Below are 20,913 nucleotides of genomic sequence, written 5' to 3'. Positions count from 1 at the left end.
ATGGTCTCGACCGTGCTCCAGACGGGCGACTTGGCGTTCATCGCCGCCAACTGGGAGTGGCTGCTCCTCGGAACGGTTGTGACGGTCCTGCTGACGGCGAGCAGTCTCCTGGTCGGATTACTCGCCGGGTTCCCCGCCGGCGCCATCGAAGCATACGGATCGGGTCGACTCAGAGGGGCCGTCAGCACCATCGGCGTCGTCCTCCGCGGGACGCCCATCGTCGTGTTGATATTCCTCTTTTTCTACGGGCTCCCGATTCCGAGCCTCGGAACGGTCCCGCTGCTTGACGTACGATTGGACGCCTTCGTCGCGGCGACGCTGGCGCTCGGACTTCGGAGTGGGGCCTATCAGAGCCAGGTGTTCCGCGGGTCGATTCAGTCGATCGACGACGGCCAGATGGAAGCAGCACGGTCGGTCGGGCTGACCCGCATGCAGGCCATCAGACACGTCATCTTGCCACAGGCGATCAGGCGTTCGATCCCCGGCTTCCAAAACGAGTTCACGATCGTTCTCAAGGACACCAGCGTCGCCTTTGCGATCGGATTGGTGGAACTGCTCACCCGCGCGGAGAACCTCTATCTCCAGCCGGGGCGAGACAGCGCGATGTTCGAGGTCATTGTCATCATCAGCGTGATCTACTTCGTCTTGACGTTCACGACCAACCGCACGCTGGACTATCTGGGTGACGTTTACGCGATCCCCGAGGGAACCGAACCATGAGCCAGACGAACCTGGGACCGACGGACTGCTCGATTCGGGCGGGCGCTGTGGGCCGGGCGAACCCAGGACCGTCGGACTGCTCGATTCGGGAGAGTGCCATGAGCCGGACGATCCACAAACTGTCGACCTACGTGACCACGGAGGGACCGAACCGATGAGTCTTCTGGAATTCGAACACGTCGAGAAGTCTTTCGAGGAAGAAGACGTACTGCGCGACGTCAGTTTCGCGATGGAACGCGGGGACGTCGAAGTGATCGTCGGTCCGAGCGGGGCTGGTAAGTCCACGCTGTTGCGGTGTGTCAACCGACTCACGGGGATCGACGGAGGGACGATCACTCTCGACAGCGAGTCGATCCACGCGATGGACGAGAATGCCCTCCGGCGGCGCGTTGGGATGGTGTTCCAGGACTTCAATCTTTTTGCCCACCGGACGGCACGAGGTAACATCACCCTCGGCCTCGAAGAGGTACTCGAGCTGGATCACGAGACGGCCGTCGAGCGCGCCGACGCCTATCTCGACCAGGTGGGGCTTTCCGATCAGGCCGACTCCCACCCCGCCGAACTCTCCGGCGGGCAGAAACAGCGCGTCGGGATCGCCCGGGCACTGGCGATGGAGCCCGAACTCATGTTGTTCGACGAGCCGACCAGCGCCTTGGATCCGGAACTCGTCGGCGAAGTCCTCGACGTGATGGCCGACCTCGCCGCCGAGGGAATGACGATGCTATCGGTCACCCACGAGATGGGTTTTGCTCGCTCTGCCGCAGACACGCTCACCGTCCTCGAAGACGGACAGATCGTCGAGCGAGGTCGACCGGAACAGTTGTTCGAGGCCCCCGAGAACGACCGCACCGCCGAGTTCCTTGGCCAACTCACTGACCTCGAGCAATGACCGACGGACCAGCGCAAACGGTGACCGATCCCGCCGACGACCGCGGGTCCCTCGTCGAGGAGTTACCGGCTCGCCGCCGCCTCGCCCTCGGGGCGATCGGCACCGTCTTTTGGGTATGGCTGTTCGCGCGCTGGGCCTATCACAACGCCGTCCTCGACGCGGTGGTCACGGCGCTCGGATTTCCGGATCTCGTCCGCTCGGAGGTTGCTGTCCAGGCACGCGAGGGGTGGGTCCCGGCGGCCCCCTTCGAGGCAGTTGCCAACGCGATCGCGAGCGTCGCGGACCCGCTCGGTCCGGCCAGCGTCCTGCTCGATTGGGCGGTCTGGCTCGCTGATCTGGCCGGGTTCGCGACGACGATCGCCCCCGCATTCGCCGAGGGTGCGTTCGTCACGGTCTACCTGACGATCCTGTCGATCCTGTTCGGGCTGGTCGTTGCGATCCCGGTTGCCGTAGCCCGGACCTACGGTGGCACGCTCTTGCGGGCGATTGCCCTGACGTATACCGAACTCATCCGCGGGACGCCGTTGCTCGCCCAGCTGTTTTTCGTCTACTTCGCGCTCCCGCTTACGGACGTCGCCCGCTGGGTCGGATTCACTGGCGAGCCGCCGATCCCCCGGGCAGCGGCGGCCGTCGCCGTCATCGGGTTCACGATCAACTCCTCGGCCTACCAGGCGGAGTATATTCGATCGGCCCTGGAGTCGGTCGACGCCGGGCAGATGACCGCCGCGCGCGCGGTCGGCCTCTCGAAACGGCAGGCGATTCGTCACGTCGTCCTCCCACAGGGACTGCGACTCGCGATCCCGAGCTGGACCAACGAGTTTATCTACCTGATCAAGTACTCCTCGCTCGCGACGTTCATCACCGTCCCCGAGCTGTTCCAGCGCGCGAGGGACATCGCCTCGGACACGTTCCAGTATACGGATATCTACGTCGTCGTCGGCCTGTTCTATCTCGCGCTCGTGTTGACGACGGCGCTGGCGATGTCTCGCTTCGAGACGGTCGTCTCGATTCCGGGACTCGGACAGTCGGCGGCGAGTGACTGACCGCTTACCCAGCTCAGGCCGTCGTCGCGTTGTAGACGACCTGGACGGACGCCGAGACGTCGACCGGGCCGCTCTCGATCGTCGTCGACGCGCCGGCGTCCCCGGACTCCAACGCGACCATCGATTGCTCGACGCGGTAGGGCCGGACGCTGACGTCGCTTGCGCTGATCGAGGCCGCGCCCTCGATGGTCAGGTCGGCGCTATCAGCCAGCGTCCCGGCCTCCTCGCGAGCGTTGTCCATCGCGTTCCGGAGTGCGTCTTGGCGGAGTTCCTGGCGGCGATCGTCCGAGAGCGTAAAGGAGACGCCCTCTACCCGGTTTGCGCCGCTGTCGACGACGCCGTCGATCACGTCACCGACGCGGTCAATGTCCTCGAGGGTGATTTCGAAGGTGTGGATCGCCTGGTACTCGCTGGTCTGTTCGGATTCGGGACGCTCGCGCACGTCCCGGATGTTGTAGTGGGCCGTTTCGATGCGGTCGTCGGGGATTCCCAGTTCCTCCAGCGTCGATCGCAGGGCAGTCACGTTCTGGGCGACCCGGTCACGGGCGGTCGCCGCGTCGTCGGCGGTCGCGACGACGCCGACGCGCACGAGCGCCTGGTCGGGCTCGGCCGAAACGTCGCCCGACGCTCCGACTTCGATCTGTCTGGCTGGCTGGTCCGTCTGTGCACTCGGCGAGACGGCGGCTGCGACGCCGACCGCCGCCAGTGCCGTCACTGCAACGGCGATTACCACGAGGAGTATGTTGTTCGTACGCATCACTACCAGATTCGACCCGCTACTAAAAGCCCCTATCCCAAGGTCAAACGAACGTTTGAGTCTCGTTCAGGCCGATTCAGTCGTTACGTACCGGAGTTCCGTTGTGACGTCACGCCCCACAACGTCGTCGAGACGGTCGTCGAGTCGGTCGGCCAGATCGGGAGGGCCATTATCCGGCGGGATACCGATCGTGACGACGATCCGCCGCGGTTGCTGGAAGAACAGTCCGCCTGATCGCTCGATCGAGACGTCCTGTACGGTCGTCCCCGGTGTCTCGGCAACCACTTTGGCGACGGCCTCGTCGATCTGGCCGTCGACGGTCGCCCGCGTGTAGGTGTCGTAGGTGACCCCGCCGAGAAACACCGACAGGACGGCGATGGCCGCGGCAAGCGCCAGCACGCGTTTGAGTGTCTGCGAACGGGCGTCGTCTTCCCGGAACCAGTGGGTCGGCCGGTAGCCCAGGTACCAAAGCACCGCTAGCGCGGCGAGGTTGATCGAGAGGACGTTCACCAGCGTCAACACGCCCGATCCGAGGCTGACTGTCGGCAACCCCCAGGCGATGCCGATCCCGACCGTCGCCGCGGGCGGGATCAACGCGACGGCGATCATGACGCCGACCAGCGCCGTCGAGACGCCTGTCGAGAGACTGACCACACCCGCGACACCGGCCCCGAGCGCGACCACCAGCGAGAGGAAGTCCGGCAGGAGACGCTCTCGGACGGCCGGGATCGACGTGACGTCGAGCCCAGGTGGGACGAGAAACAGGTTTCGCACCAGGAAGGCAAAGACGGCGGCGCTAAGTACTGCCAGTCCGAGCCCCGCGATCTGCAGCCCCACGCCCCGCCGGAAGAGATCGTCGTCGTCGACGACTGTCCCGACGCTTGCAGCCATCGCGGGGCCGATCAGCGGTGCGATCACCATCGAGCCGACGATGACCGCCGGCGAGTCCAACAGCAGTCCGGCAGTGGCGATCACCGCGGAGACGACCGTCAGGACAGCATAGCTCCAGGTCGCCGGGGCGAGGTCGGCGGCCTTCGAGGTGAGTTCCTCGCGGGCGATGCGTTCCTCGCTCTTTTCCTCGGCATAGCGATCCTGGAGTTCCTCGAACCGCCGTGAAATGACGGTATTGGCCTCAACTACGACGGTGTAGGCCTGCTCGTCGATGCCGGCCTCGCGGAGCCGTTCGAGCACCGGTTCGACGGCGTTGGTCGGCAGTGGGATGTACGCGACGGCCGTAAACTCCCGGCCGCTGGTCTCGTCAGTCAGGATGTAGTCGACATCTTCGGCGTCCAGGGCGTCCTCGATCGCGTCGCGTTTGCCCGCCGGGATCGACACCTGAACGAGTCGCACACCCGGCTCGTCGGTCGGTACGCCCAAATACCTGTGGTTGGGTGGCCTGCAACGTCAGCCGATGTCGTGTCGTGATTCGTGGACAGAGACCCGCGCTGGCGGCGAACTTACCGCTTCTCGTGGGTGTCCCGTCGCGCGGCCCGTTCGGCATCGTCGCGAGTCATCGTCTCCCGCTTGTCGTGTTCGGCGCGGACGAACCGATAGAGGGCCAGCGGTAGGGCAAGCCCGATCATGACCACCAATAGGACGGCGATCACGCTGGCAACCATTACCCCAGGAACACGTCCACGATGTCGCTCGCTCCGGAGGTCGTGTCCCGGTACAGTTCCGAATAGCCACAGTTGGTACAGGAGACGACCTTGAAGCTGTTCGTCTGGATATCGAACATCTTGCTCAGGCCGCCGCCAGTCGTCGAGATCTCGCCGACATCGGTCTCTTCGTGCCCACACTTTGGACAGCCGCGTTCGGAGTCTGATTCGGGGACCATACAGGGGCGTATTCAATGGCCCACCAAAAACGTTGTTACGAACTCAAGTTCCATATCTACTTCAAGATATCTAGTGAGTCCTCCGGTACGGGAGTCTATCCATTGCTCACTCATTGCACTCTCTCAACCGTAGCGTTGATACCGTCTATGACGCCTCTCGTTTCGTTTTCTGCAATGATACGGTATTGGTTTGTAGTACAGTCTTCATCTAGCGGAAATTCGAGCGTGACAATGGCATACCCCTCATATATTGTACTCTTTCCGTCGTACCCTGTTTCGGATGTATCACTACCGGAAGTGGGTATAGTTTCCACATAGATTCGGTCTATTTTCCGATTATCGAGACGGGGAATCTTATAGTGAAGATCATTTGCCGTGGTAGACACGTATCCCACCGTAGAGAAAACATCCCCTGTCAACGGGGCCGTAAACGAGGCTGAAGCCGCCTTTGGAGTGGGATTTTCGTCTATTGTATGTATTCTCGTCGGAGGTGACTCATTGGCTTCCAGACAGCCGCCCAGCACTGTTACTGCAAGACAAATAGAGACGATCAACCATACTTTATTGTCCATCTTTACCAGTGGTGTCACGTATATTATGTCAATTCGGCTATTAGATCTGCCGAAAACATTTCGGCCCACGATAATGATTGTTTTGTTTACTCTTCAACATGATCTATTGGATTGTCATTCATGTGTTCCTGTATAGCGAGAGATCCGAAAAGACGGCCCCTGTCGTTGGCTTATCGAAGGTGACGTTGTATTGACTCGGTGGGCCGTCGTTTGCGGAGAGTCCCACGCACCCGCTGGTGAAGAGAACGACACAGAGCAACGTCGAGACCAGGAGTGTTCTATAATGAGTTGCCATCATATGGTCCTTAGCCGATCAATAATTGTTCTCGATAAATCCGGTACACTATGCTGGCGCTAGATATCCACAATCGTGACGTTGACTGCATCGATGACAGCGTCCGATTCGTTGAGGGCCTCGATTCGGTATCGGTATTTGTGCGTATCGGGGTAGATAGGGGTTGTTAGACCGAAGCTATAGTCCGAATCCTCGTTCACTTCCATGGTCCACAACGTGTCGTGCATCTGTGTGTCATTTTGCTGAGTCCGGATCAATCTGAGGGACGTGAGGCTTTCCGGGCGCTTTCGCAACTCGAGACTTGCTGTCCCTCCCTCCGCGGACTGGCTTTTGATATACATGCCATCGAAGGCCCCGCCGGTCGTCGGTTCGCCGATGGTGAGATTATAGCCTGACAGTTCCTCCTGTGGTTCTGGTGACGTATCGTATTCCATTTGGACTCCCGAGCAGCCACTGGTGATGAGCACGACACAGAGCAACGTCGAGACCAGGAGTGTTCTATAATGAGTTGCCATCATATGGTCCTTGGACGATCAATAATTGTTCTCGATAAATTCAGTCCACTACGCTGGCCCTAGGTGTCCACGATCGTGACGTTGACCGCATCGATGACGGCGTCCGATTCGTTCAAGGCTTCTACCCGATACCGATATTTGTTCGTATCAGGATAGATTGGGGTTTCCAGTTCGAAGCTATAGCCCCTGTCCGCGTTCATAGGTTCTTTCTGTCCATATTCTTCATGCATCTGTGTGTCATTTTCCTGGATCCGGATCGTTCTGACTGACGTGAGGGCTTCCGGGTGCTCTCGAAGCTCGAGATATGCTGAACCTCCCATATGGGACTGGCTTTGGATAAACATCCCGTCGAAGGCCACGCCAGTCGTCGGTTCGCCGATAGTGAGATTATAGCCTGCCAGTTCCTCCTGTGGTTCTGGTGACGTATCGTATTCCATTTGGACTCCCGAGCACCCACTGAGGGCGATCACACTACAGATCATGGCGGTGATTACCAATCCCTTCCATCCAATTGTGCTCATAGTATCCACGACCTGAATAGTCACTCGTATCGAGGGTGGATCTCTCCAATCAGCCCCATGGAGTACTTCGTCGTTTTCTCGAGGACTTTTTGTGTATCAGTCACTAACGCATTACTGTTTGCCAGTGGATCCTCGCCTTCATGTTCTATAATAATGGTGAGGAAATCAGATGCATAATTTGCAGAGAATGTCGCTAATTGGTGTCCATGTTCTCCCCACTTCGAACCTTCCCATGGGAGAGGATCTGGTACAGGATTATACTGTTCTATATTCTCAATATTTCTCGTCATTATGTGTCCGTCTTCGAGATAGTCCGCAACTTTTCGTTCATATTTAAAGTGAACCCACCTATTACGTAATTGCTCTTCGAACATATTAGTGTGTAATGGGTTTCCGAGATCTTGGAGAAAGTGCATAGCATAGCCGACTTCTTGATACCGTTCGGTACTCTCTTCGGCGTGGTCTACCGCATTGTTCATTCGCTCGTCTAAGAAATGATCAGCATGACCGATCTTTGTTAACGGGTTCCAGGCATGTGCATATGACTGCGCCAAATCTTCGCCCGTGGGCGTTCCATCGAATTTCTGGGGAATCGTTCCCGGTGGGAAATCGTATGGCCAGTCATCCGGCTTTGGGGCATTATTTGATAGTGTCTCTGATAATTCATCGTCAATATTCATATTCTTCCCCGCCCAACGTGATAGATAGTTGTGGCCGTCATAGTTCCCGTCACCGTCACCCCCCTTCCATTGAGGCGATATGTTTTCGGAACCTTCTTCGTTTTCACCAGATGAAGTCGCACCGGACTCGATCACGCTTGATAGGCTTGCCAGAGATTCTGCGTCCTGGCTTGTAGCTACAGAGATATTTCCGGTTTGACGGACTGTTCGTTCGGCATCATCCAACACCGTCTTTGCCTTCTGTTTGTCTCCTTTTAATTTGTACACTGTCGTTTTATCATCACGCCGAATTTGGGGCTTGGCGTTGCCTCCTTTCTGGGACTTCTGTCTCTTCTTGTGGCCTTGCCCTCCTCGTAGGTCGCTGTCGTGTGTTTTCGGTTTGTCCCGTCCCTCTTTTTCACGTTGTTTCTGGATCACATGCCAGGGCTTGGTCTTAGATTTGATCTCAACTTCTGACCAGATGTCTTTTAGAGATTCACGGGCAGTCCGTTTCTGTTCCCGGCTAACTGTGGCATCGTCAACGTAGCCGGTGAGTGCGTCGGCCATCGAATCTCGCTCGTTCCCGAGGAGGATTGGCCAGTTGAACTCCTGCAGGTCCGATGCGATGTAAATCGAGGGCGCAGGTGCAGGTTCGGGATCGGTAACTGGTTGCGGATTCGACCCCTCGGCACCCCGGCCGAGGGATACCAATGAACTCCCCACGCCGGAGAGCCCGGCGATCGAAGCCGCAGTTGTCTTGAGGACCGTGCGTCGACTCGCTTCGCGGGACCAATTCTGTTCAGACATTCTGAACAACCAGTCTTCCATTCTGGAGAATGGTATTTACATTTTGATATTTGGTAGTCCTAAACCTTCGAGATGCTAGTGAAAAATCATCCTTGATTCGTGTGAGTAGTTCGACCTGCACGTTGGTTCGAAATGTCGGAACCAATCCGTATCGAGTTCACACCGGGCACTGTGGGCCACTTCGAAATGCGCGCCAACCGTCTGTCCGATCGCGGGGCGAGACGCTGAAGTCCCAAACGCTCCTCGACAGTCGACGATGCTCACTCTCACGGCCACCAACGCGGCAATCGATCCAGGACGCCGAGGGCCAGACGCGTCGCGGGGAACGGCTGCTCGCCGCGGTGGGCTAGCGTCAGCGCGATCGCGAGTACGGTTCCGGTGACTACACCGAAGACGATCGTGGCGACCAGCACCGCGTCGCTCGCCCACAGAAACGGAACGAGCCACAGCGTAGCGAACCCTGCGAGCAATCCGGCGGCCGTCGCGTCGACTAGTGCGAGCAGCGCCACTCCCACGGCGCGACCGACGTTCATGCCCGGTGGCTGACCCGTCACGCCCAACGGAGTTCTGCCGAGGGATCGCGGCTCCTTTCCGCTCGCGAGCCCTAGACCGGCTATGTTCGAGACGCGGCCGGACCGCGACGCTGAGGTCGTCCTCCTCGGGCGATCCAACGTAGGCAAGTCCACGCTCATGCGGGAGTTGACCGGCCATACCTTCGACACCGGACAGCGACCGGGCGTGACTCGCGAACCCAACCACTACGATTGGACGGGCCAGGATTTCGTCCTGACGGATCTGCCGGGCTTTGGCTACATGGAAGGCGTTCCCGACGAGGCCCGCGAGGAGATCAAGACCGACGTCGTCCGGTACGTCGAGGAATACGCCGAGCAGATTCTGGTCGGCGTGCTCGTCGTCGACGGCAAGAGCGTCATCGACATTATCGATCGCCATTCCGGTTCCGACGAGATCCCCCACGACGTCGAACTGTTTCACTTCCTCCGGGACGTCGGGATCCCGCCGGTCGTCGCGGTCAACAAGATGGACAAGGTCGACGACCGCGACGAGCGACTGAACGAACTGTGTGATCGTCTGGGCCTGCATCCACCATGGAAACAGTGGCAGGACACCATCGCGCCGATCACCGCCAAACGTGGGTCGATCAACGCGATGAACGAAGCCGTCCGGACGCACCTCCACGACGCCGAACGCGATGATCTCTTCCAGTTCTTCTCCGTCGGGTAGGAACCCGTCCTTCGCCTGCTTTCTGCGAGCGGATTGTATTTCGAATATCGTTCACTACTGGCGGGCCGCATCCGTCCGGGTGATGTACTGTTCTGTACCATGTTAGGGTGCGCTATTTCGTGCCACGTTCGGGATATACTCGCGTGGATCGAGTCGTTTATATTCCACAGTATTGTATAGTATGTACACAATGTCTGATGTCGCAATCATCGGTGGCGGGCCAGCCGGACTGGCCGCCGCCGTCTACACCGCACGCGCAGATCAGGAGACGCTCGTCTTCGACAAGGGCGACGGGACGACCAGGGATGTCGACTGGATGGAAAACGTCTATGGCTTCCCGGAGGGCGCCAGCGGCCCGGAACTCGTCGAGGCGGGCCAACAGCAGGCGACGAAGTTCGGCGCGGAGATCGTCCAAGAGGAGGTCGTCCGGGTCGGCGAGGATGGCGACGGCTACGTGATCGAAACCGAACGCAAGGAGTACGAGGTTCGCGGGATCATCCTCGCGACCGGGGCGTCCTACGAGAGCCCGGCGATCAAGGACGTCGACGAGTTCGAGGGCGGCGGCGTCTCCTACTGCGTCGAGTGTGACGCCTTCTTCTATCAGGACGCGCCGGTCGCGGTCGTCGGGGCCGGGAACTACGCCGCCAAGGAGGCCGAGATGCTGCTGGATTACACCGACGACGTACGGGTGCTGACCAACGGTACGGAGCTGGAGATGGACGAGGCATTGATCGAGCGGCTGGCCGAGCAGGGCATCGAGATCATCGAGGAACCGGCCGATCGGATCGTCGGGGATAGCGTCGTCGAGGGCGTCGAATTGAAATCGGGGGACGTCATCGAGGTCAAGGGCGTCTTCGTCGCGCTCGGTGCGGCCGGCGGCACTGACATCGGGGACATGCTCGGGATTCCGCGGGACGGCGATTATCTCGACGTCGACGGCGAGCAGTACACGGGCGTCGATCGTGTCTATGCGGCGGGCGACCTGACCGGTGGCCAGCGGCAGGTTAACGTCTCCGTCGGCGAGGGCACGACGGCGGCGATCAACCTCTTAGAGGACTTTCGGGGCGGCGAGTACGTCGACTACAAGAAAGTCGAGGCCTGAGACGGCCGGAAGACGACCGGCAACTCACTCGACGAGCCGTTCGATCTCGGTGACGAGGATGTCCCTGGCGCCGAGTTCCTTCACCCGGTTGATGGTCTCGAAGACCGACCCTTCCTCGACGACGGCGTGGACGGCCACGTCCTCAGTCCCGGCGATGTCCATCACCGTCGGGCCGCCCATCCCCGGCATGACGTCTTTGACGTCTTCGATGCGGGACTCGGGGACGTTCATCATGAGGTAGCGCTTGTCCTCGGCGGTCAGCACCGATTCGAGTGCCATCCGGATCTGCTTGATCTTCGGGTCGTCGGCGACGTCCTCGCGGGCGACGAGTCGGACGGAGCTCTCGAGGACGTCGTCGATCACTTCGAGGCGGTTCATCCGCAGGGTCGTCCCCGTGGAGGTGATGTCGACGATGCCGTCGGCGATGTCGACGTGCGGCGTGAGTTCCGTCGCGCCCGAAACCTCCGTGATCTCGGCGTCGATCCCCGCCTCGTCGAGATAGGCCCGGGTCACATTCGGGAACTCCGTGGCGATGGTGCCGCCTACGAGATCCCCCGGCGCGTCGACGTCGCCGTCCTCGGGGGCCGCCAGCACGAGCTTGCACTCGCCGAATTCGAGGTCGAGCAGATCGACGAGATTCTCGCGGCCGGCCTCCTGTATCTGATCGAATCCCGTGATACCGATGTCTGCAGCGCCGTCCGAGACGTACTCGGGAATGTCGGCGGCGCGAGCGTATAGCACGGTCACGTCCTCGTCGACGGTCTGTGCGTAGAGCTGGCGATCAGCGCCGTCGACGAGGTGGAGCCCGGCGCGCTCTAAGACGTCGACGCTCGGGTCGTGTAGCCGGCCCTTGTTGGGCAAGGCAATGCGCATACCCTCCTTCCGGGCGAGAGCCGCAATTGTCTTTCGGCACGCTTCGAGATTTCGACACGGCTCGGGGACAGACCGATACTCCCCCGGCAGATGCATTCATTACGTTGGATACGGAACATATCCTATGGACTGGACAGGTGAGTCGAGTCACCGATGATCGACGGAGTTCCGGTACTGGGTGATCGACTCTGGTATCTGGCGATCTTCGGGATCTCGGCTGTCGCCACGTTCGTCAGTGCGGTCCGGGTCAACCGGATCGCCGAGGGCGACACCCGGCGTGGGCTGGTTGCACTCCTGCTCACCAGCGGCGGGTGGGCGCTGGCTACTGTCGGCTACCTGGCGACGGCGAACGAACAACTGGCCGTTGTACTCTACCAGATCGGTCTCGTCGTCGGCCTGAGCACGATCGGCGGATGGCTGTACTTCTGTTCGGCCTACACCGGTCGGTCGTTGCACCGTGATCCGACGATCCGATGGACCGCAGTCGTCGTCTTTCTCGCCATCGTCGCCGTGAAGCTCACGAACGGCTTCCACGGGCTGTACTTCACCAGCGAGGTCGTTTCGACACCGTTTGCCCACGTCGCCATCGAGAGTACTACCTTGCACTGGGCGGTCATGGCCGGGAGTTACGCCCTTGCGACGGTCGGGTACTTCATGCTCTATGAGCGCTTTCGTCAGGTGAGCCACGACACCCGTCCGCTGGTGGTGTTGCTCGCTCTCACGGCGTTGCCAATCTCTTTCGACGTCTTCGGGATGGTCGTCCCCGACCTGATCGAGATTACCTACGAACCGATCGGCGTCGCGGCCTTCGCCGTCGGATTGACGTTCGTCTATTTCGAGCGTTTTCGGACGATCCGGCTGGCCGGCGACCGAGACGATCCGGTGATCGTTCTCGACGACAGCGACCGAATCCGGGACTTCAATCGCGCGGCGGGGCGTCTCGTCCCGGCACTGTCCGACCGGTCGGTTATCGGGGAAGTGTTCGCGTCGATCGCCCCCCGGTGTGCGGAAAAACTCGAAGCGGACGATCCACTCGTGACGGCCCATCGGGACGGCAAGACGCGCTACTACCGCGTGACTGAGCAGCGGTTCTCGGCCTCCCAGGCCTCGCTCGGACGGGCACTCGTTTTCACCGACGAGACCCACCGAGAGCAGTACCGCAATGAACTTGAGCGCCAGAACGACCGGCTGGATTCGTTCGCCAGCATGCTCTCTCACGATCTCCGGAATCCGCTGAACGTCGCCCAGGCGCGACTCGAACTCGCCCGAGACGAGGCCGCCGACAATGAACACCTCGAAACCGCGAGTGAGGCGCTCGACCGCATCGAGGCCCTCATCGAGGATGTCCTTCAGCTGGCCCGCCAGGGACAGCCTATCGAGGAACGCGAACGCATTAGCCTCGAAGTGATCGCACGCGACGCCTGGGAGATGGTCGAGACCGCCGACGCGGCACTGGTTGTCGACGACGACCGTGACATCCTCGGCGATCCGGAGCGCATCCAGCGGCTCTTCGAGAACCTCTTCCGGAATGCAGTCGAGCACGGTGGCAAAGACGTGAGCGTCACGGTCGGGCCGCTCGACGGTGAGAACGGCTTCTTCATCGAAGACGACGGACGTGGCATTCCTGATGAGGAACGCCAGCAGGTCTTCGAGTCGGGATACAGTACGGCCGAGAACGGGACCGGGTTCGGTCTCGCGATCGTCGAGCAGATCGTCGCGGCCCACGAGTGGGAGATCGAACTCGCCGACGTCGAGACGGGGTCGCGTTTCGAGATCCGGACGTGAACGATTGCGAATTCGAATCACACCCCGGCGTCGGACGACTGGCTGACGAACCTATTAGTCGGTGCCGTCCCCCGGTTACGGACAATGAACGACGTCCTTGCGGATCTGGAGGAGGTGACCGTCGCGTTCGACGAGGAGACCCTCGAGGCCCTCGATGCGAAGGCCTTCCGGGACCACCGTGACAACCGCGAGGCGGCGATCCGGGAGTGTCTGGATCAGTGGCTGAAGGGACGGGAGGATTGAGGGGGAGATCGAGGCGTCAGCGCGCATCGCTTGGCCGGGCGCGGGCGGGCAACGTCAAGAAGATAACTGCCGCAAGTACCATCGGGCCGCCAACAGATAGAACGCTTCGTCGAACCGTTCTATCGTCGCGAGGACGCAAACTACTGTCGAGCCCAGCGACCCGATCTTGACATCCTCCCCGCGCTAAAGCGCGAGGATTCCTCCGTTGGGGGTTCGGCTACCGACCCACGGAGGCAACTTGCGGGTTTGTGCGCACTTCTTTGGGACTTTCGTGAGGGTGTGGTTCCCCCGACCAGTCGTGGTCGTCCCACTCGAATCGCACGGGCCGTGCCATCGGCCTGACTTCGCAATCGCTGTTTTCTCGAAGGAACGTCTCTGACGCCGTGAGGTCGGCGTGCCCCTCGAAACCGCACGGACACGTCAACGTATCCCCGTGGCGAACCGTCTTCTCGTGGTCGCCACACTTGGGACACGTCTGACTCGTCCACGCTTCCGACTCGGCTTCGAGAGAGATGTCGTACTCCTCACAAACACACGCGAGACGGTGGATGAACTGCTTGAACGCCCAGAAATTGTGCGTCTTCTCGTTCACCCTGACCGACCAGTGCGTTTCCAGCACGTCGGTCAAGTCGCCCACGTACACCGTCGCCACACCCTCGTCGTACAGCCGTTCAACGAGGTCGCGCACCAGCGCGTTCTGTGCGTGGTCGCGGTGCTTCGTCCGCTGTCGGTACAGCCGTCGAATCCGATTCGAGGAGTAGCGTCCTTCTCGGAGTTTCGACTGTAGGCGGGCGATTTCGTCGGTCGTGTCGCGGAACCGTCCGAACAACTCCCGTCCGTCGTAGAGGTACTGGTTCCCAGCGGTCGTGCAACAGGCGACGAGATTGTTTGCGCCAACGTCGAGGGCGGCTTCTTCCGAAGCCAGTGGTGAATCCAGTCGAGAATCAGGGACGGTGACTGGTTGGAAAGCCCTGAACGTGTCGCTCACCTCGTCATACTCAAGTTCCAGACGACCCTGTTTGCCGTCCCACTTTGGGTTGCCTCGGACTTCGAGGCGGAATCGTTCGTGGTAGCCGAGTCCGTATTCGTCTTTCAGGTCTTGTCCGACAGGGATTTCGAGACGGCTACGCTTGCCCCACTGAATCGTGTACTGGTTGTTTCGGATGTAGGTACGGAGTTCACGTCCGTCCTCCTCGTTTCCCCAGTACGACGGTGGGTTGGCGTCCTCGCCTTTCTCCTTGAGGGCGAAGAACGACCGCCACGCTTCGCTGTTCTTGCGCATGATCTGTTGGACGGTCGCACTTCCGACGACACCGTTGTACTGTCCACGGTACTCGGACGTGTCCCACACGTCACCGTCACCGAAGTAGTTCTGCCGACGTTCGTAGGTCAGTTCGTTCCACAGGGAGGCGGAGGCGTCAAGTAGCCGTAGAAGGCACTCTTTGTCGTTCTCGGTCTGTGGAACCACCTCGAAGGTGTTAACGCGCTTCATTCGTCGCCACCCTCCTGTTCAGCGATGTACTGTTCAACAGCGCCCTTCGAGGTGCTTCCCGCCGTACCGACGTAGTATGAACGAGTCCACTTCACGCGGTCGTCGTACCGCTGGTTATACTTCCGCGCCGAGATGCCCTTGACCCAGTTGACAATGAGTGACGGGGCGTTCTTGGGTGGACTCCCGATGAACAGGTGGACGTAGTCGGGCATAACCTCGGACTCGGCCAGTTCGAGGTCTTTGTCTTCACAGATTTCTGCGAAGATGGTTTCGAGACGTTCATTCGTCTTCCCCGTCAGGTGCGAACGCCGATATTTCGGCACGAACACTATATGGTAATAGAGTTCGTATTTCGCGTGACGGGTACTCTTTACCATCTATGCATACTATCGCTGTCGGACGGCTTAAAGATTGCGTTGGAACCCCGTCTGTGCCATCGACGGCGGTTGAATACTGTTGGTCGGCTTCATCCCCGCCCTGAAGGGCGAGGCTTTCGCCTCGAATTTTTCGTAAAGAAACCGATCCGGAGCAATCCCCAGGCTGCTCCCTCGACATCGTCGGGCAGTGTCCCGACGATGTAGGCGTTGATGAGGGGGCCGACGCTCATCCGGATGCCCGTCAGCGAGCCGACGACTGCCAGTGGGGCCTGTCCGTCGAGATGCGGCAGGGCGACCAGCGGCGGCACGCTGACGCACGCGATCGCCGCCAGAGGACGGGACTGTCCGAGACGGTCGGCGACGAGGCCCCCTCCGGCCTGGGAGAGAGCGCCGACGACGAACAGGCCGCTGAGGACCGCCCCCGCAGTGCCCGTCGAGAGTCCCTTCACATGGTGGAGGTACGTGCGAGAAATGCGGTCAGCGCCTGGAAGCCAAACAGCATCACCGTCGCAACAGTGACTGCGAGGACGATCCGTCGGTCGTGAAACGACGCCACGAGCCGTCGGGCGCTCGTCGCTTTCTCTTCACCATCTCGTCGTCAAAGTGCTGGCGAAGTGGGCCGAACCCGTCACCGACTTAGGCCGGACACGTGAAACGTACGGTATGAGCACGCTGCTGGTCTCCGGTGGCGAGGTATTGCGCCCGGATCTGACTGTCGAACGCGCCGACGTACTGATCGACCAAGCCGACGGCGAAATAAAAGCGGTCGGCGATGTCGGTTCGGCCGACGACGAACTCGACGCGTCGGGCGGGTTGGTCATTCCCGGCCTCGTCAACGCCCACACGCACGTCGCGATGACGTTGCTCCGGGGCCTGGCTGATGACAAGCCCCTCGACGCCTGGCTCAGAGAGGACATCTGGCCGGTCGAGGCCGAACTCACCGCCGAAGATATTCGCATCGGTGCGGAACTGGGGCTGATCGAGATGATCAAGTCCGGGACGACGGCGTTGTCGGACATGTACTTCGAGGTTAAAGAGATCGCTGATGCGATCGAACAGGCCGGCGTTCGGGCCCGCCTCGGCTACACTGCCGTGACTGTTGGCAAAGACGACAAAGCGGCCCGGGCGGAACTTGAAAGGAGTATCGAGGTGGCCAGAGAACTGGACGGCGCGGCAGACGGGCGCATTCAGACGGCCTTCCAGCCACATTCGCTGACCACCGTCGGCGAGGCGTACCTTCAAGAGTTCGTCCCGCAGGCCAACGAGGCGGGGCTTGCGACCCACCTCCACGCCAACGAGACACCCGACGAGGTGGGGCCGATCGTCGACGAACAGGGGATGCGTCCGCTGGCCTACGCGGAAGATATCGGACTGCTTGCGGGAGACACCTACATCGCCCACGGCGTCCACGTCGACGACAGCGAGATCGAATTGCTGGTCGAGACCGACACCGGCGTCGCTCACTGCCCGGCTTCGAACATGAAGTTGGCCAGCGGCATGGCACCGGTCCAGGACATGCTCGACGCCGGCGTTACCGTCGGCATCGGCACCGACGGCGCGGCCTCGAACAACGACCTCGACATGTTCGACGAGATGCGCGACGCAGCCATGCTCGGCAAACTTGCCGCCGACGACGCCAGCGCCGTCGACGCGCCGACAGTCGTCGAGATGGCGACCGCCAACGGCGCGGAGTTGCTCGGATTCGATTCCGGCCGGATCGAGGCCGGCGCGAACGCGGATCTCGCTATCCTCGACCTCGAGGCCCCGCACCTCACGCCCGCTCACGACCTCGTTTCCCATCTGGCGTACGTGGCCCGAGGATCGGATGTCCGTCACACCGTCGCCGACGGCAACGTGTTGATGCGCGACCGCGAGGTCACGGTCTTCGACGAGGCCCGAACGCGTCGGAAGGCCCGGGAGCGTGCCCACGCTCTCGTCGATCGCGCTACGTGATTTATGCGAATGAGATAGACTCTAATAAAACTCCAAAAAACGATTATAAACAGTACGGGCGCCTCTCCGATCGTTTCCTTGATTCTTGAACTGACGTGAACGGGGTGAACGGCTATCGGTGTATATGCCCCCACAGAGTCCACCAACGAGTGCAATGAATCAGAAACTGATCGCAGTCGCCGTGGTCGCACTCCTGGTCGTCTCGACGGCAGCCCCGGCGTTGGCTGCCGAGGACGGCCTCGCGGTCTCGGTGACACAGGCGGGCAACGACGCGGACGTCACGATCAACGTGACGGACAACGGTACTGCCGCGCCCAACGCTTCCGTCGACGTGTCGGTTCTTGGGGTTCTCGAGGACAGTGATAGTAATGAGTCAGATGAGGAGACCGGGACTGTCACCATCGGCGGCACCTACGAGACCGACGCCAACGGCACAGTCACGCTTTCGGCTCCGAGTGAGGACGTCCGTGTCAGTGTGACCGCCACGGTTGACAACCGGACCGCCTCGACGACGACCATCTTCGAAAGCGATGGCGGCGACGAAGTGTTCGGACAGCAAGTGCAGGCGTTCGCCCATCGACTGCTCGCATCGAGTGACAACGGGATCGGACCGTCTGTCTCGGAGTTCGTCACCGAGAACAACCCCGGTGCCAACAACCGACCCGATCACGCCGGTCCGCCGGCCGACGCCGGTCCCGATGAGAACGTAACTGACGGCGGCGAGAACGAGACTGTGGATGACGAGAACGAGCGTGGTCCGCCCGAACACGCGGGACCGGACGGCAACGAGACTGACGACGATGACCGCGGTCCCTTCCAGGCTGGTGACCGGGACACGGATCGTGTTCGAGACCAGGACGAGGATCCGGATCAAGACACGGACCGTGACCGGACCCAGGTCAGAGATCCGGATCAAGACACGGACCGTGACCTGAATGAGAATCCTGGTTCCACGGACGAAGAACCGGATCGCGACCGCAAACATGACGAGCCGGACGGGGACGATGATGACAATGAAGGGGTGGAGCGCGGGCCGCCGGACCACGCCGGGCCCGGTGACGACGATACCAACGGAGACGATGTTGAGCAAGCGAACGACGAGGCCGACGAGGCGTCCGAAGCCGACGATGGATCTGACGACGAAACGGACGACGGTGAAGAAGCTGACGACGGAGTGTCCGAAGCCGACGATGAGGCCGACGACGAAACGGACGCTGACGGTGAGCGCGGGCCGCTGGACCACGCTGGCCCGCCGAATTGACGCTTCCGTACAGTGCTTCGGGAGTACCTGACTGCCCGATCGGACGAACGCTTCGGTAGCGTTTTCCCGACGTGCGCCGATGATCCGGACATGAGTCAACCGATCAGCGAGCGGGTCGACGATCCCGCCGCGAAGGAGGCGTCGGGTCGCCGGAAGATCGACTGGGCACGCGAACACATGCCGATCCTGGCTTCGCTCCGCGAGGAGTTCGAGGCCAACCAGCCCCTCGCGGGTGAAACCGTCGGGATGGCGATGCACGTCGAGGCCACAACGGCGGCCCTTGCCGAGACGATCGCCGCCGCCGGGGCGGAGGTCGCCATCACTGGTTGTAACCCGCTTTCGACGCACGACGACGTCAGCGTCGCCCTGGACGCCCACGAATCGATCACCTCCTACGCCGAGCGCGGCGTCGACGACGAGGGCTATTACGGTGCCATCGACGCGGTCCTCGAACACGACCCGACGATCACCATCGACGACGGCGCGGATCTGGTCTTCCGCGTCCACGAGGAGTATCCCGAACTCATCGACTCGATCATCGGCGGGTGCGAGGAGACGACCACGGGTGTCCATCGCCTGCGGTCGATGGACGACGACGGCGCCCTGGAGTACCCGATGTTCGCGGTCAACGACACACCGATGAAGCGGCTGTTCGACAACGTCCACGGCACGGGCGAGGCCAGTCTGGTCTCGATCGAGTTGACGACGAATCTCTCGATCGCCGGCAAGACGGTCGTCGTCGGCGGGTACGGCCAGTGTGGCAAGGGGATCGCGACGAAGGCCCGGGGAATGAACGCGGACGTGATCGTCACCGAGATCGAGCCCCGGAAGGCCCTGGAAGCCCACATGGAGGGCTTTCGGGTCATGCCGATGGCCGAGGCCGCCGCGGAGGGCGACCTGTTCGTGACGACGACGGGCAACCGCGACGTGATCACCCGGGAAGACTTCGAGAAGATGGATGACGGTGCCGTACTGGCCAACGCCGGTCACTTCGACGTCGAGATCAACCTCGAACACCTTCGAGACATGGCCGAGGAGATCGTTGATGCGCGTGACGGCGTCCGCGGGTACGTCATGCCGGACGGCCGCCAGTTGAACGTCCTTGCGGAGGGGCGTCTGGTCAACCTTGCTTCCCCGGTCGCCGAGGGCCATCCCGTCGAGGTCATGGACCAGAGCTTCGCCATCCAGGCCGTTTCAGCCAGAGAGATGGTCGAAAACGGCGATGACTACGACGCTGGCGTCCACAATGTCCCCGACGCCCTCGACCGGGAGGTCGCCGAAGTCAAACTCGCTGCCGAGGGCGTCGAGTTCGACGAACTGACCGACGAGCAACGCGAGTACCTGGACTCCTGGCAGCACGGAACCTGACGGGGCGGTCCTTTTCAGCGATCGGCACCGTCCCACGCGGCGAAAGCGTCCATGGCTCGCCCGCGGTGTGAGTACTCGTTTTTCTCGTTGGGATCCATCTCCCCGAAGGTGCGGTCGTCGTACTCGAAGATCGGATCGTATCCGAAACCACCGTCACCGCGAGGCGGGACGATTTCCCCCGCCACGCGCCCCTCGAAGATCGCCACCGGTGGGTCACCGTCGCGGACCGTCGGTGCCCCGGCTAATTCGGATCCGTCACAGTACCCGATCAGCGACCGGAACGCGGCGCTGTGATCGTCTTCGGGTTCGACCAGTCGCCAGACACGCTCGATCCCGAGTGTGTCCTCGACGTACGCCGAATAGGGTCCGGGGAATCCATCGAGCGCGCCGACGAACAGCCCGGAATCTTCGACCATGACGGCGCCACCGACCTCGCGGTATGCCTCCCGAGCGCCGTGGGCGGCGATCGCGGCCAGGTCGTCGCTCTGGATTTCGGCGTAGTCGTAGGTGAACTGCTCGACACGAGTGTCCAAGGCCGTCCGGGCCTCGCGGACCTTTCCCTCGTTGCCGGTTACAAACTGGATCATGGGCGGACCTCGCAC

The 20,913-nt window shown here is 61.2% G+C and carries 25 protein-coding genes; 11 read left to right on the top strand and 14 right to left on the bottom strand.

Going from position 1 to position 20,913, the window contains the following annotated elements:
- The 4 genes from BN2694_RS08430 to BN2694_RS08420 are packed head-to-tail and all read left to right on the top strand — an operon-like array spanning position 1 to position 2,652.
- Complete coding sequence (locus BN2694_RS08430; RefSeq protein ID WP_135663985.1) at positions 1 to 720, top strand: amino acid ABC transporter permease; 720 nt, start codon at positions 1 to 3, stop codon at positions 718 to 720.
- Positions 717 to 878, top strand: a complete 162-nt coding sequence (locus BN2694_RS17070) for a hypothetical protein (protein ID WP_167879989.1) — start codon at positions 717 to 719, stop codon at positions 876 to 878. The genes BN2694_RS08430 and BN2694_RS17070 overlap by 4 nt, the downstream gene beginning before the upstream one ends.
- Complete coding sequence (locus BN2694_RS08425; protein WP_135663984.1) at positions 875 to 1,609, top strand: amino acid ABC transporter ATP-binding protein; 735 nt, start codon at positions 875 to 877, stop codon at positions 1,607 to 1,609. Before BN2694_RS17070 ends, BN2694_RS08425 begins: the two co-directional genes overlap by 4 nt.
- Complete coding sequence (locus BN2694_RS08420) at positions 1,606 to 2,652, top strand: amino acid ABC transporter permease (protein ID WP_135663983.1); 1,047 nt, start codon at positions 1,606 to 1,608, stop codon at positions 2,650 to 2,652. The genes BN2694_RS08425 and BN2694_RS08420 overlap by 4 nt, the downstream gene beginning before the upstream one ends.
- A 13-nt stretch (positions 2,653 to 2,665) precedes the next feature.
- Here the strand turns inward: BN2694_RS08420 and BN2694_RS08415 are convergent, their stop codons facing one another.
- The 9 genes from BN2694_RS08415 to BN2694_RS08380 form a co-directional block, all read right to left on the bottom strand.
- Positions 2,666 to 3,409: an SIMPL domain-containing protein gene (locus BN2694_RS08415; protein ID WP_135663982.1), complete on the bottom strand. Its 744-nt coding sequence runs from the start codon at positions 3,407 to 3,409 to the stop codon at positions 2,666 to 2,668.
- A gap of 66 nt (positions 3,410 to 3,475) precedes the next feature.
- On the bottom strand, positions 3,476 to 4,759 hold the full coding sequence (locus BN2694_RS08410) for a TIGR00341 family protein (RefSeq protein WP_135663981.1): 1,284 nt from the start codon (positions 4,757 to 4,759) through the stop codon (positions 3,476 to 3,478).
- A 107-nt stretch (positions 4,760 to 4,866) separates the two neighbouring features.
- Positions 4,867 to 5,028, bottom strand: a complete 162-nt coding sequence (locus BN2694_RS17065; RefSeq protein ID WP_167879988.1) for a hypothetical protein — start codon at positions 5,026 to 5,028, stop codon at positions 4,867 to 4,869.
- Positions 5,028 to 5,246, bottom strand: coding sequence for a zinc ribbon domain-containing protein (locus BN2694_RS08405; RefSeq protein ID WP_135663980.1), 219 nt, complete (start codon positions 5,244 to 5,246; stop codon positions 5,028 to 5,030). The genes BN2694_RS17065 and BN2694_RS08405 overlap by 1 nt, the downstream gene beginning before the upstream one ends.
- A 110-nt stretch (positions 5,247 to 5,356) precedes the next feature.
- Positions 5,357 to 5,818 carry a hypothetical protein gene (locus BN2694_RS08400; RefSeq protein ID WP_135663979.1) on the bottom strand — a complete coding sequence of 154 codons (462 nt, stop codon included), beginning with the start codon at positions 5,816 to 5,818 and terminating at the stop codon, positions 5,357 to 5,359.
- Between the two features lie 354 nt (positions 5,819 to 6,172).
- Positions 6,173 to 6,547 (bottom strand): hypothetical protein, encoded by a 375-nt coding sequence (locus BN2694_RS08395; RefSeq protein WP_135663978.1) that lies wholly within the window; start codon positions 6,545 to 6,547, stop codon positions 6,173 to 6,175.
- 140 nt (positions 6,548 to 6,687) lie between these two features.
- Complete coding sequence (locus BN2694_RS08390) at positions 6,688 to 7,065, bottom strand: hypothetical protein (protein WP_135663977.1); 378 nt, start codon at positions 7,063 to 7,065, stop codon at positions 6,688 to 6,690.
- Between the two features lie 104 nt (positions 7,066 to 7,169).
- Complete coding sequence (locus BN2694_RS08385; RefSeq protein WP_167879987.1) at positions 7,170 to 8,636, bottom strand: hypothetical protein; 1,467 nt, start codon at positions 8,634 to 8,636, stop codon at positions 7,170 to 7,172.
- 245 nt (positions 8,637 to 8,881) lie between these two features.
- The gene (locus tag BN2694_RS08380) at positions 8,882 to 9,148 is read right to left on the bottom strand and encodes a hypothetical protein (protein WP_135663975.1); all 267 of its coding nucleotides are present in this window, start codon (positions 9,146 to 9,148) and stop codon (positions 8,882 to 8,884) included.
- 82 nt (positions 9,149 to 9,230) lie between these two features.
- Here BN2694_RS08380 and engB point away from each other — a divergent pair, with 82 nt between their 5' ends.
- Together engB and BN2694_RS08370 are read left to right on the top strand one after the other, a co-directional pair.
- A complete protein-coding gene (engB, locus tag BN2694_RS08375; protein ID WP_135663974.1) occupies positions 9,231 to 9,857 on the top strand; it encodes a GTP-binding protein EngB in 627 nt (208 codons plus the stop codon).
- A gap of 190 nt (positions 9,858 to 10,047) precedes the next feature.
- Positions 10,048 to 10,959 carry an NAD(P)/FAD-dependent oxidoreductase gene (locus tag BN2694_RS08370; RefSeq protein ID WP_135663973.1) on the top strand — a complete coding sequence of 304 codons (912 nt, stop codon included), beginning with the start codon at positions 10,048 to 10,050 and terminating at the stop codon, positions 10,957 to 10,959.
- A gap of 24 nt (positions 10,960 to 10,983) precedes the next feature.
- Here BN2694_RS08370 and hisG read toward each other — a convergent pair whose 3' ends face one another.
- Complete coding sequence (gene hisG, locus BN2694_RS08365) at positions 10,984 to 11,832, bottom strand: ATP phosphoribosyltransferase (protein ID WP_135663972.1); 849 nt, start codon at positions 11,830 to 11,832, stop codon at positions 10,984 to 10,986.
- A 153-nt stretch (positions 11,833 to 11,985) separates the two neighbouring features.
- Between hisG and BN2694_RS08360 the strand changes: the two genes are divergently transcribed.
- Both BN2694_RS08360 and BN2694_RS08355 read left to right on the top strand, forming a co-directional pair.
- The gene (locus BN2694_RS08360; protein WP_135663971.1) at positions 11,986 to 13,617 is read left to right on the top strand and encodes a sensor histidine kinase; all 1,632 of its coding nucleotides are present in this window, start codon (positions 11,986 to 11,988) and stop codon (positions 13,615 to 13,617) included.
- A gap of 84 nt (positions 13,618 to 13,701) precedes the next feature.
- A complete protein-coding gene (locus BN2694_RS08355) occupies positions 13,702 to 13,860 on the top strand; it encodes a ribbon-helix-helix protein, CopG family (protein WP_135663970.1) in 159 nt (52 codons plus the stop codon).
- 217 nt (positions 13,861 to 14,077) lie between these two features.
- Here the strand turns inward: BN2694_RS08355 and BN2694_RS08350 are convergent, their stop codons facing one another.
- From BN2694_RS08350 to BN2694_RS08340, 3 genes are all read right to left on the bottom strand, one after another.
- Positions 14,078 to 15,352: an RNA-guided endonuclease InsQ/TnpB family protein gene (locus BN2694_RS08350; protein ID WP_135663969.1), complete on the bottom strand. Its 1,275-nt coding sequence runs from the start codon at positions 15,350 to 15,352 to the stop codon at positions 14,078 to 14,080.
- Positions 15,349 to 15,729 (bottom strand): IS200/IS605 family transposase, encoded by a 381-nt coding sequence (tnpA, locus tag BN2694_RS08345; RefSeq protein WP_135663968.1) that lies wholly within the window; start codon positions 15,727 to 15,729, stop codon positions 15,349 to 15,351. Before tnpA ends, BN2694_RS08350 begins: the two co-directional genes overlap by 4 nt.
- 89 nt (positions 15,730 to 15,818) lie before the next feature.
- On the bottom strand, positions 15,819 to 16,178 hold the full coding sequence (locus BN2694_RS08340; protein WP_135663967.1) for a hypothetical protein: 360 nt from the start codon (positions 16,176 to 16,178) through the stop codon (positions 15,819 to 15,821).
- A gap of 214 nt (positions 16,179 to 16,392) precedes the next feature.
- Here BN2694_RS08340 and BN2694_RS08335 point away from each other — a divergent pair, with 214 nt between their 5' ends.
- The 3 genes from BN2694_RS08335 to BN2694_RS08325 all read left to right on the top strand — a co-directional run bounded on the left by BN2694_RS08335 (position 16,393) and on the right by BN2694_RS08325 (position 20,311).
- Positions 16,393 to 17,682 (top strand): amidohydrolase, encoded by a 1,290-nt coding sequence (locus BN2694_RS08335; protein ID WP_135663966.1) that lies wholly within the window; start codon positions 16,393 to 16,395, stop codon positions 17,680 to 17,682.
- A 154-nt stretch (positions 17,683 to 17,836) separates the two neighbouring features.
- Positions 17,837 to 18,943 carry a hypothetical protein gene (locus BN2694_RS08330; protein ID WP_210408927.1) on the top strand — a complete coding sequence of 369 codons (1,107 nt, stop codon included), beginning with the start codon at positions 17,837 to 17,839 and terminating at the stop codon, positions 18,941 to 18,943.
- 90 nt (positions 18,944 to 19,033) lie between these two features.
- Entirely contained in the window at positions 19,034 to 20,311 is a 1,278-nt protein-coding gene (locus tag BN2694_RS08325) for an adenosylhomocysteinase (RefSeq protein ID WP_135663965.1), read from the top strand.
- Between the two features lie 14 nt (positions 20,312 to 20,325).
- Here the strand turns inward: BN2694_RS08325 and rdgB are convergent, their stop codons facing one another.
- Entirely contained in the window at positions 20,326 to 20,898 is a 573-nt protein-coding gene (gene rdgB / locus BN2694_RS08320; RefSeq protein WP_135663964.1) for an RdgB/HAM1 family non-canonical purine NTP pyrophosphatase, read from the bottom strand.
- Positions 20,899 to 20,913 lie beyond the last annotated feature (15 nt).

It is taken from the genome of Halorhabdus rudnickae (genome assembly GCF_900880625.1).
In the GTDB taxonomy this organism is placed as follows: Archaea; Halobacteriota; Halobacteria; order Halobacteriales; family Haloarculaceae; genus Halorhabdus; species Halorhabdus rudnickae.
Note: the sequence above shows the minus strand (reverse complement) of the source record. Positions and strands in the feature narration are given on the sequence as shown.

What these genes read in the sequence shown, in the direction of transcription:
- BN2694_RS08430 (WP_135663985.1), top strand. Translation starts at nt 1, where the DNA reads ATGGTCTCGACCGTGCTCCAGACGGGCGACTTGGCGTTCATCGCCGCC.
- BN2694_RS17070 (WP_167879989.1), top strand. Translation starts at nt 717, where the DNA reads ATGAGCCAGACGAACCTGGGACCGACGGACTGCTCGATTCGGGCGGGC.
- BN2694_RS08425 (WP_135663984.1), top strand. Translation starts at nt 875, where the DNA reads ATGAGTCTTCTGGAATTCGAACACGTCGAGAAGTCTTTCGAGGAAGAA.
- BN2694_RS08420 (WP_135663983.1), top strand. Translation starts at nt 1,606, where the DNA reads ATGACCGACGGACCAGCGCAAACGGTGACCGATCCCGCCGACGACCGC.
- BN2694_RS08415 (WP_135663982.1), bottom strand. Translation starts at nt 3,409, where the DNA reads ATGCGTACGAACAACATACTCCTCGTGGTAATCGCCGTTGCAGTGACG.
- BN2694_RS17065 (WP_167879988.1), bottom strand. Translation starts at nt 5,028, where the DNA reads ATGGTTGCCAGCGTGATCGCCGTCCTATTGGTGGTCATGATCGGGCTT.
- BN2694_RS08405 (WP_135663980.1), bottom strand. Translation starts at nt 5,246, where the DNA reads ATGGTCCCCGAATCAGACTCCGAACGCGGCTGTCCAAAGTGTGGGCAC.
- BN2694_RS08400 (WP_135663979.1), bottom strand. Translation starts at nt 5,818, where the DNA reads ATGGACAATAAAGTATGGTTGATCGTCTCTATTTGTCTTGCAGTAACA.
- BN2694_RS08395 (WP_135663978.1), bottom strand. Translation starts at nt 6,547, where the DNA reads ATGGAATACGATACGTCACCAGAACCACAGGAGGAACTGTCAGGCTAT.
- BN2694_RS08390 (WP_135663977.1), bottom strand. Translation starts at nt 7,065, where the DNA reads ATGGAATACGATACGTCACCAGAACCACAGGAGGAACTGGCAGGCTAT.
- BN2694_RS08385 (WP_167879987.1), bottom strand. Translation starts at nt 8,636, where the DNA reads ATGGAAGACTGGTTGTTCAGAATGTCTGAACAGAATTGGTCCCGCGAA.
- BN2694_RS08380 (WP_135663975.1), bottom strand. Translation starts at nt 9,148, where the DNA reads ATGAACGTCGGTCGCGCCGTGGGAGTGGCGCTGCTCGCACTAGTCGAC.
- engB (WP_135663974.1), top strand. Translation starts at nt 9,231, where the DNA reads ATGTTCGAGACGCGGCCGGACCGCGACGCTGAGGTCGTCCTCCTCGGG.
- BN2694_RS08370 (WP_135663973.1), top strand. Translation starts at nt 10,048, where the DNA reads ATGTCTGATGTCGCAATCATCGGTGGCGGGCCAGCCGGACTGGCCGCC.
- hisG (WP_135663972.1), bottom strand. Translation starts at nt 11,832, where the DNA reads ATGCGCATTGCCTTGCCCAACAAGGGCCGGCTACACGACCCGAGCGTC.
- BN2694_RS08360 (WP_135663971.1), top strand. Translation starts at nt 11,986, where the DNA reads ATGATCGACGGAGTTCCGGTACTGGGTGATCGACTCTGGTATCTGGCG.
- BN2694_RS08355 (WP_135663970.1), top strand. Translation starts at nt 13,702, where the DNA reads ATGAACGACGTCCTTGCGGATCTGGAGGAGGTGACCGTCGCGTTCGAC.
- BN2694_RS08350 (WP_135663969.1), bottom strand. Translation starts at nt 15,352, where the DNA reads ATGAAGCGCGTTAACACCTTCGAGGTGGTTCCACAGACCGAGAACGAC.
- tnpA (WP_135663968.1), bottom strand. Translation starts at nt 15,729, where the DNA reads ATGGTAAAGAGTACCCGTCACGCGAAATACGAACTCTATTACCATATA.
- BN2694_RS08335 (WP_135663966.1), top strand. Translation starts at nt 16,393, where the DNA reads ATGAGCACGCTGCTGGTCTCCGGTGGCGAGGTATTGCGCCCGGATCTG.
- BN2694_RS08330 (WP_210408927.1), top strand. Translation starts at nt 17,837, where the DNA reads ATGAATCAGAAACTGATCGCAGTCGCCGTGGTCGCACTCCTGGTCGTC.
- BN2694_RS08325 (WP_135663965.1), top strand. Translation starts at nt 19,034, where the DNA reads ATGAGTCAACCGATCAGCGAGCGGGTCGACGATCCCGCCGCGAAGGAG.
- rdgB (WP_135663964.1), bottom strand. Translation starts at nt 20,898, where the DNA reads ATGATCCAGTTTGTAACCGGCAACGAGGGAAAGGTCCGCGAGGCCCGG.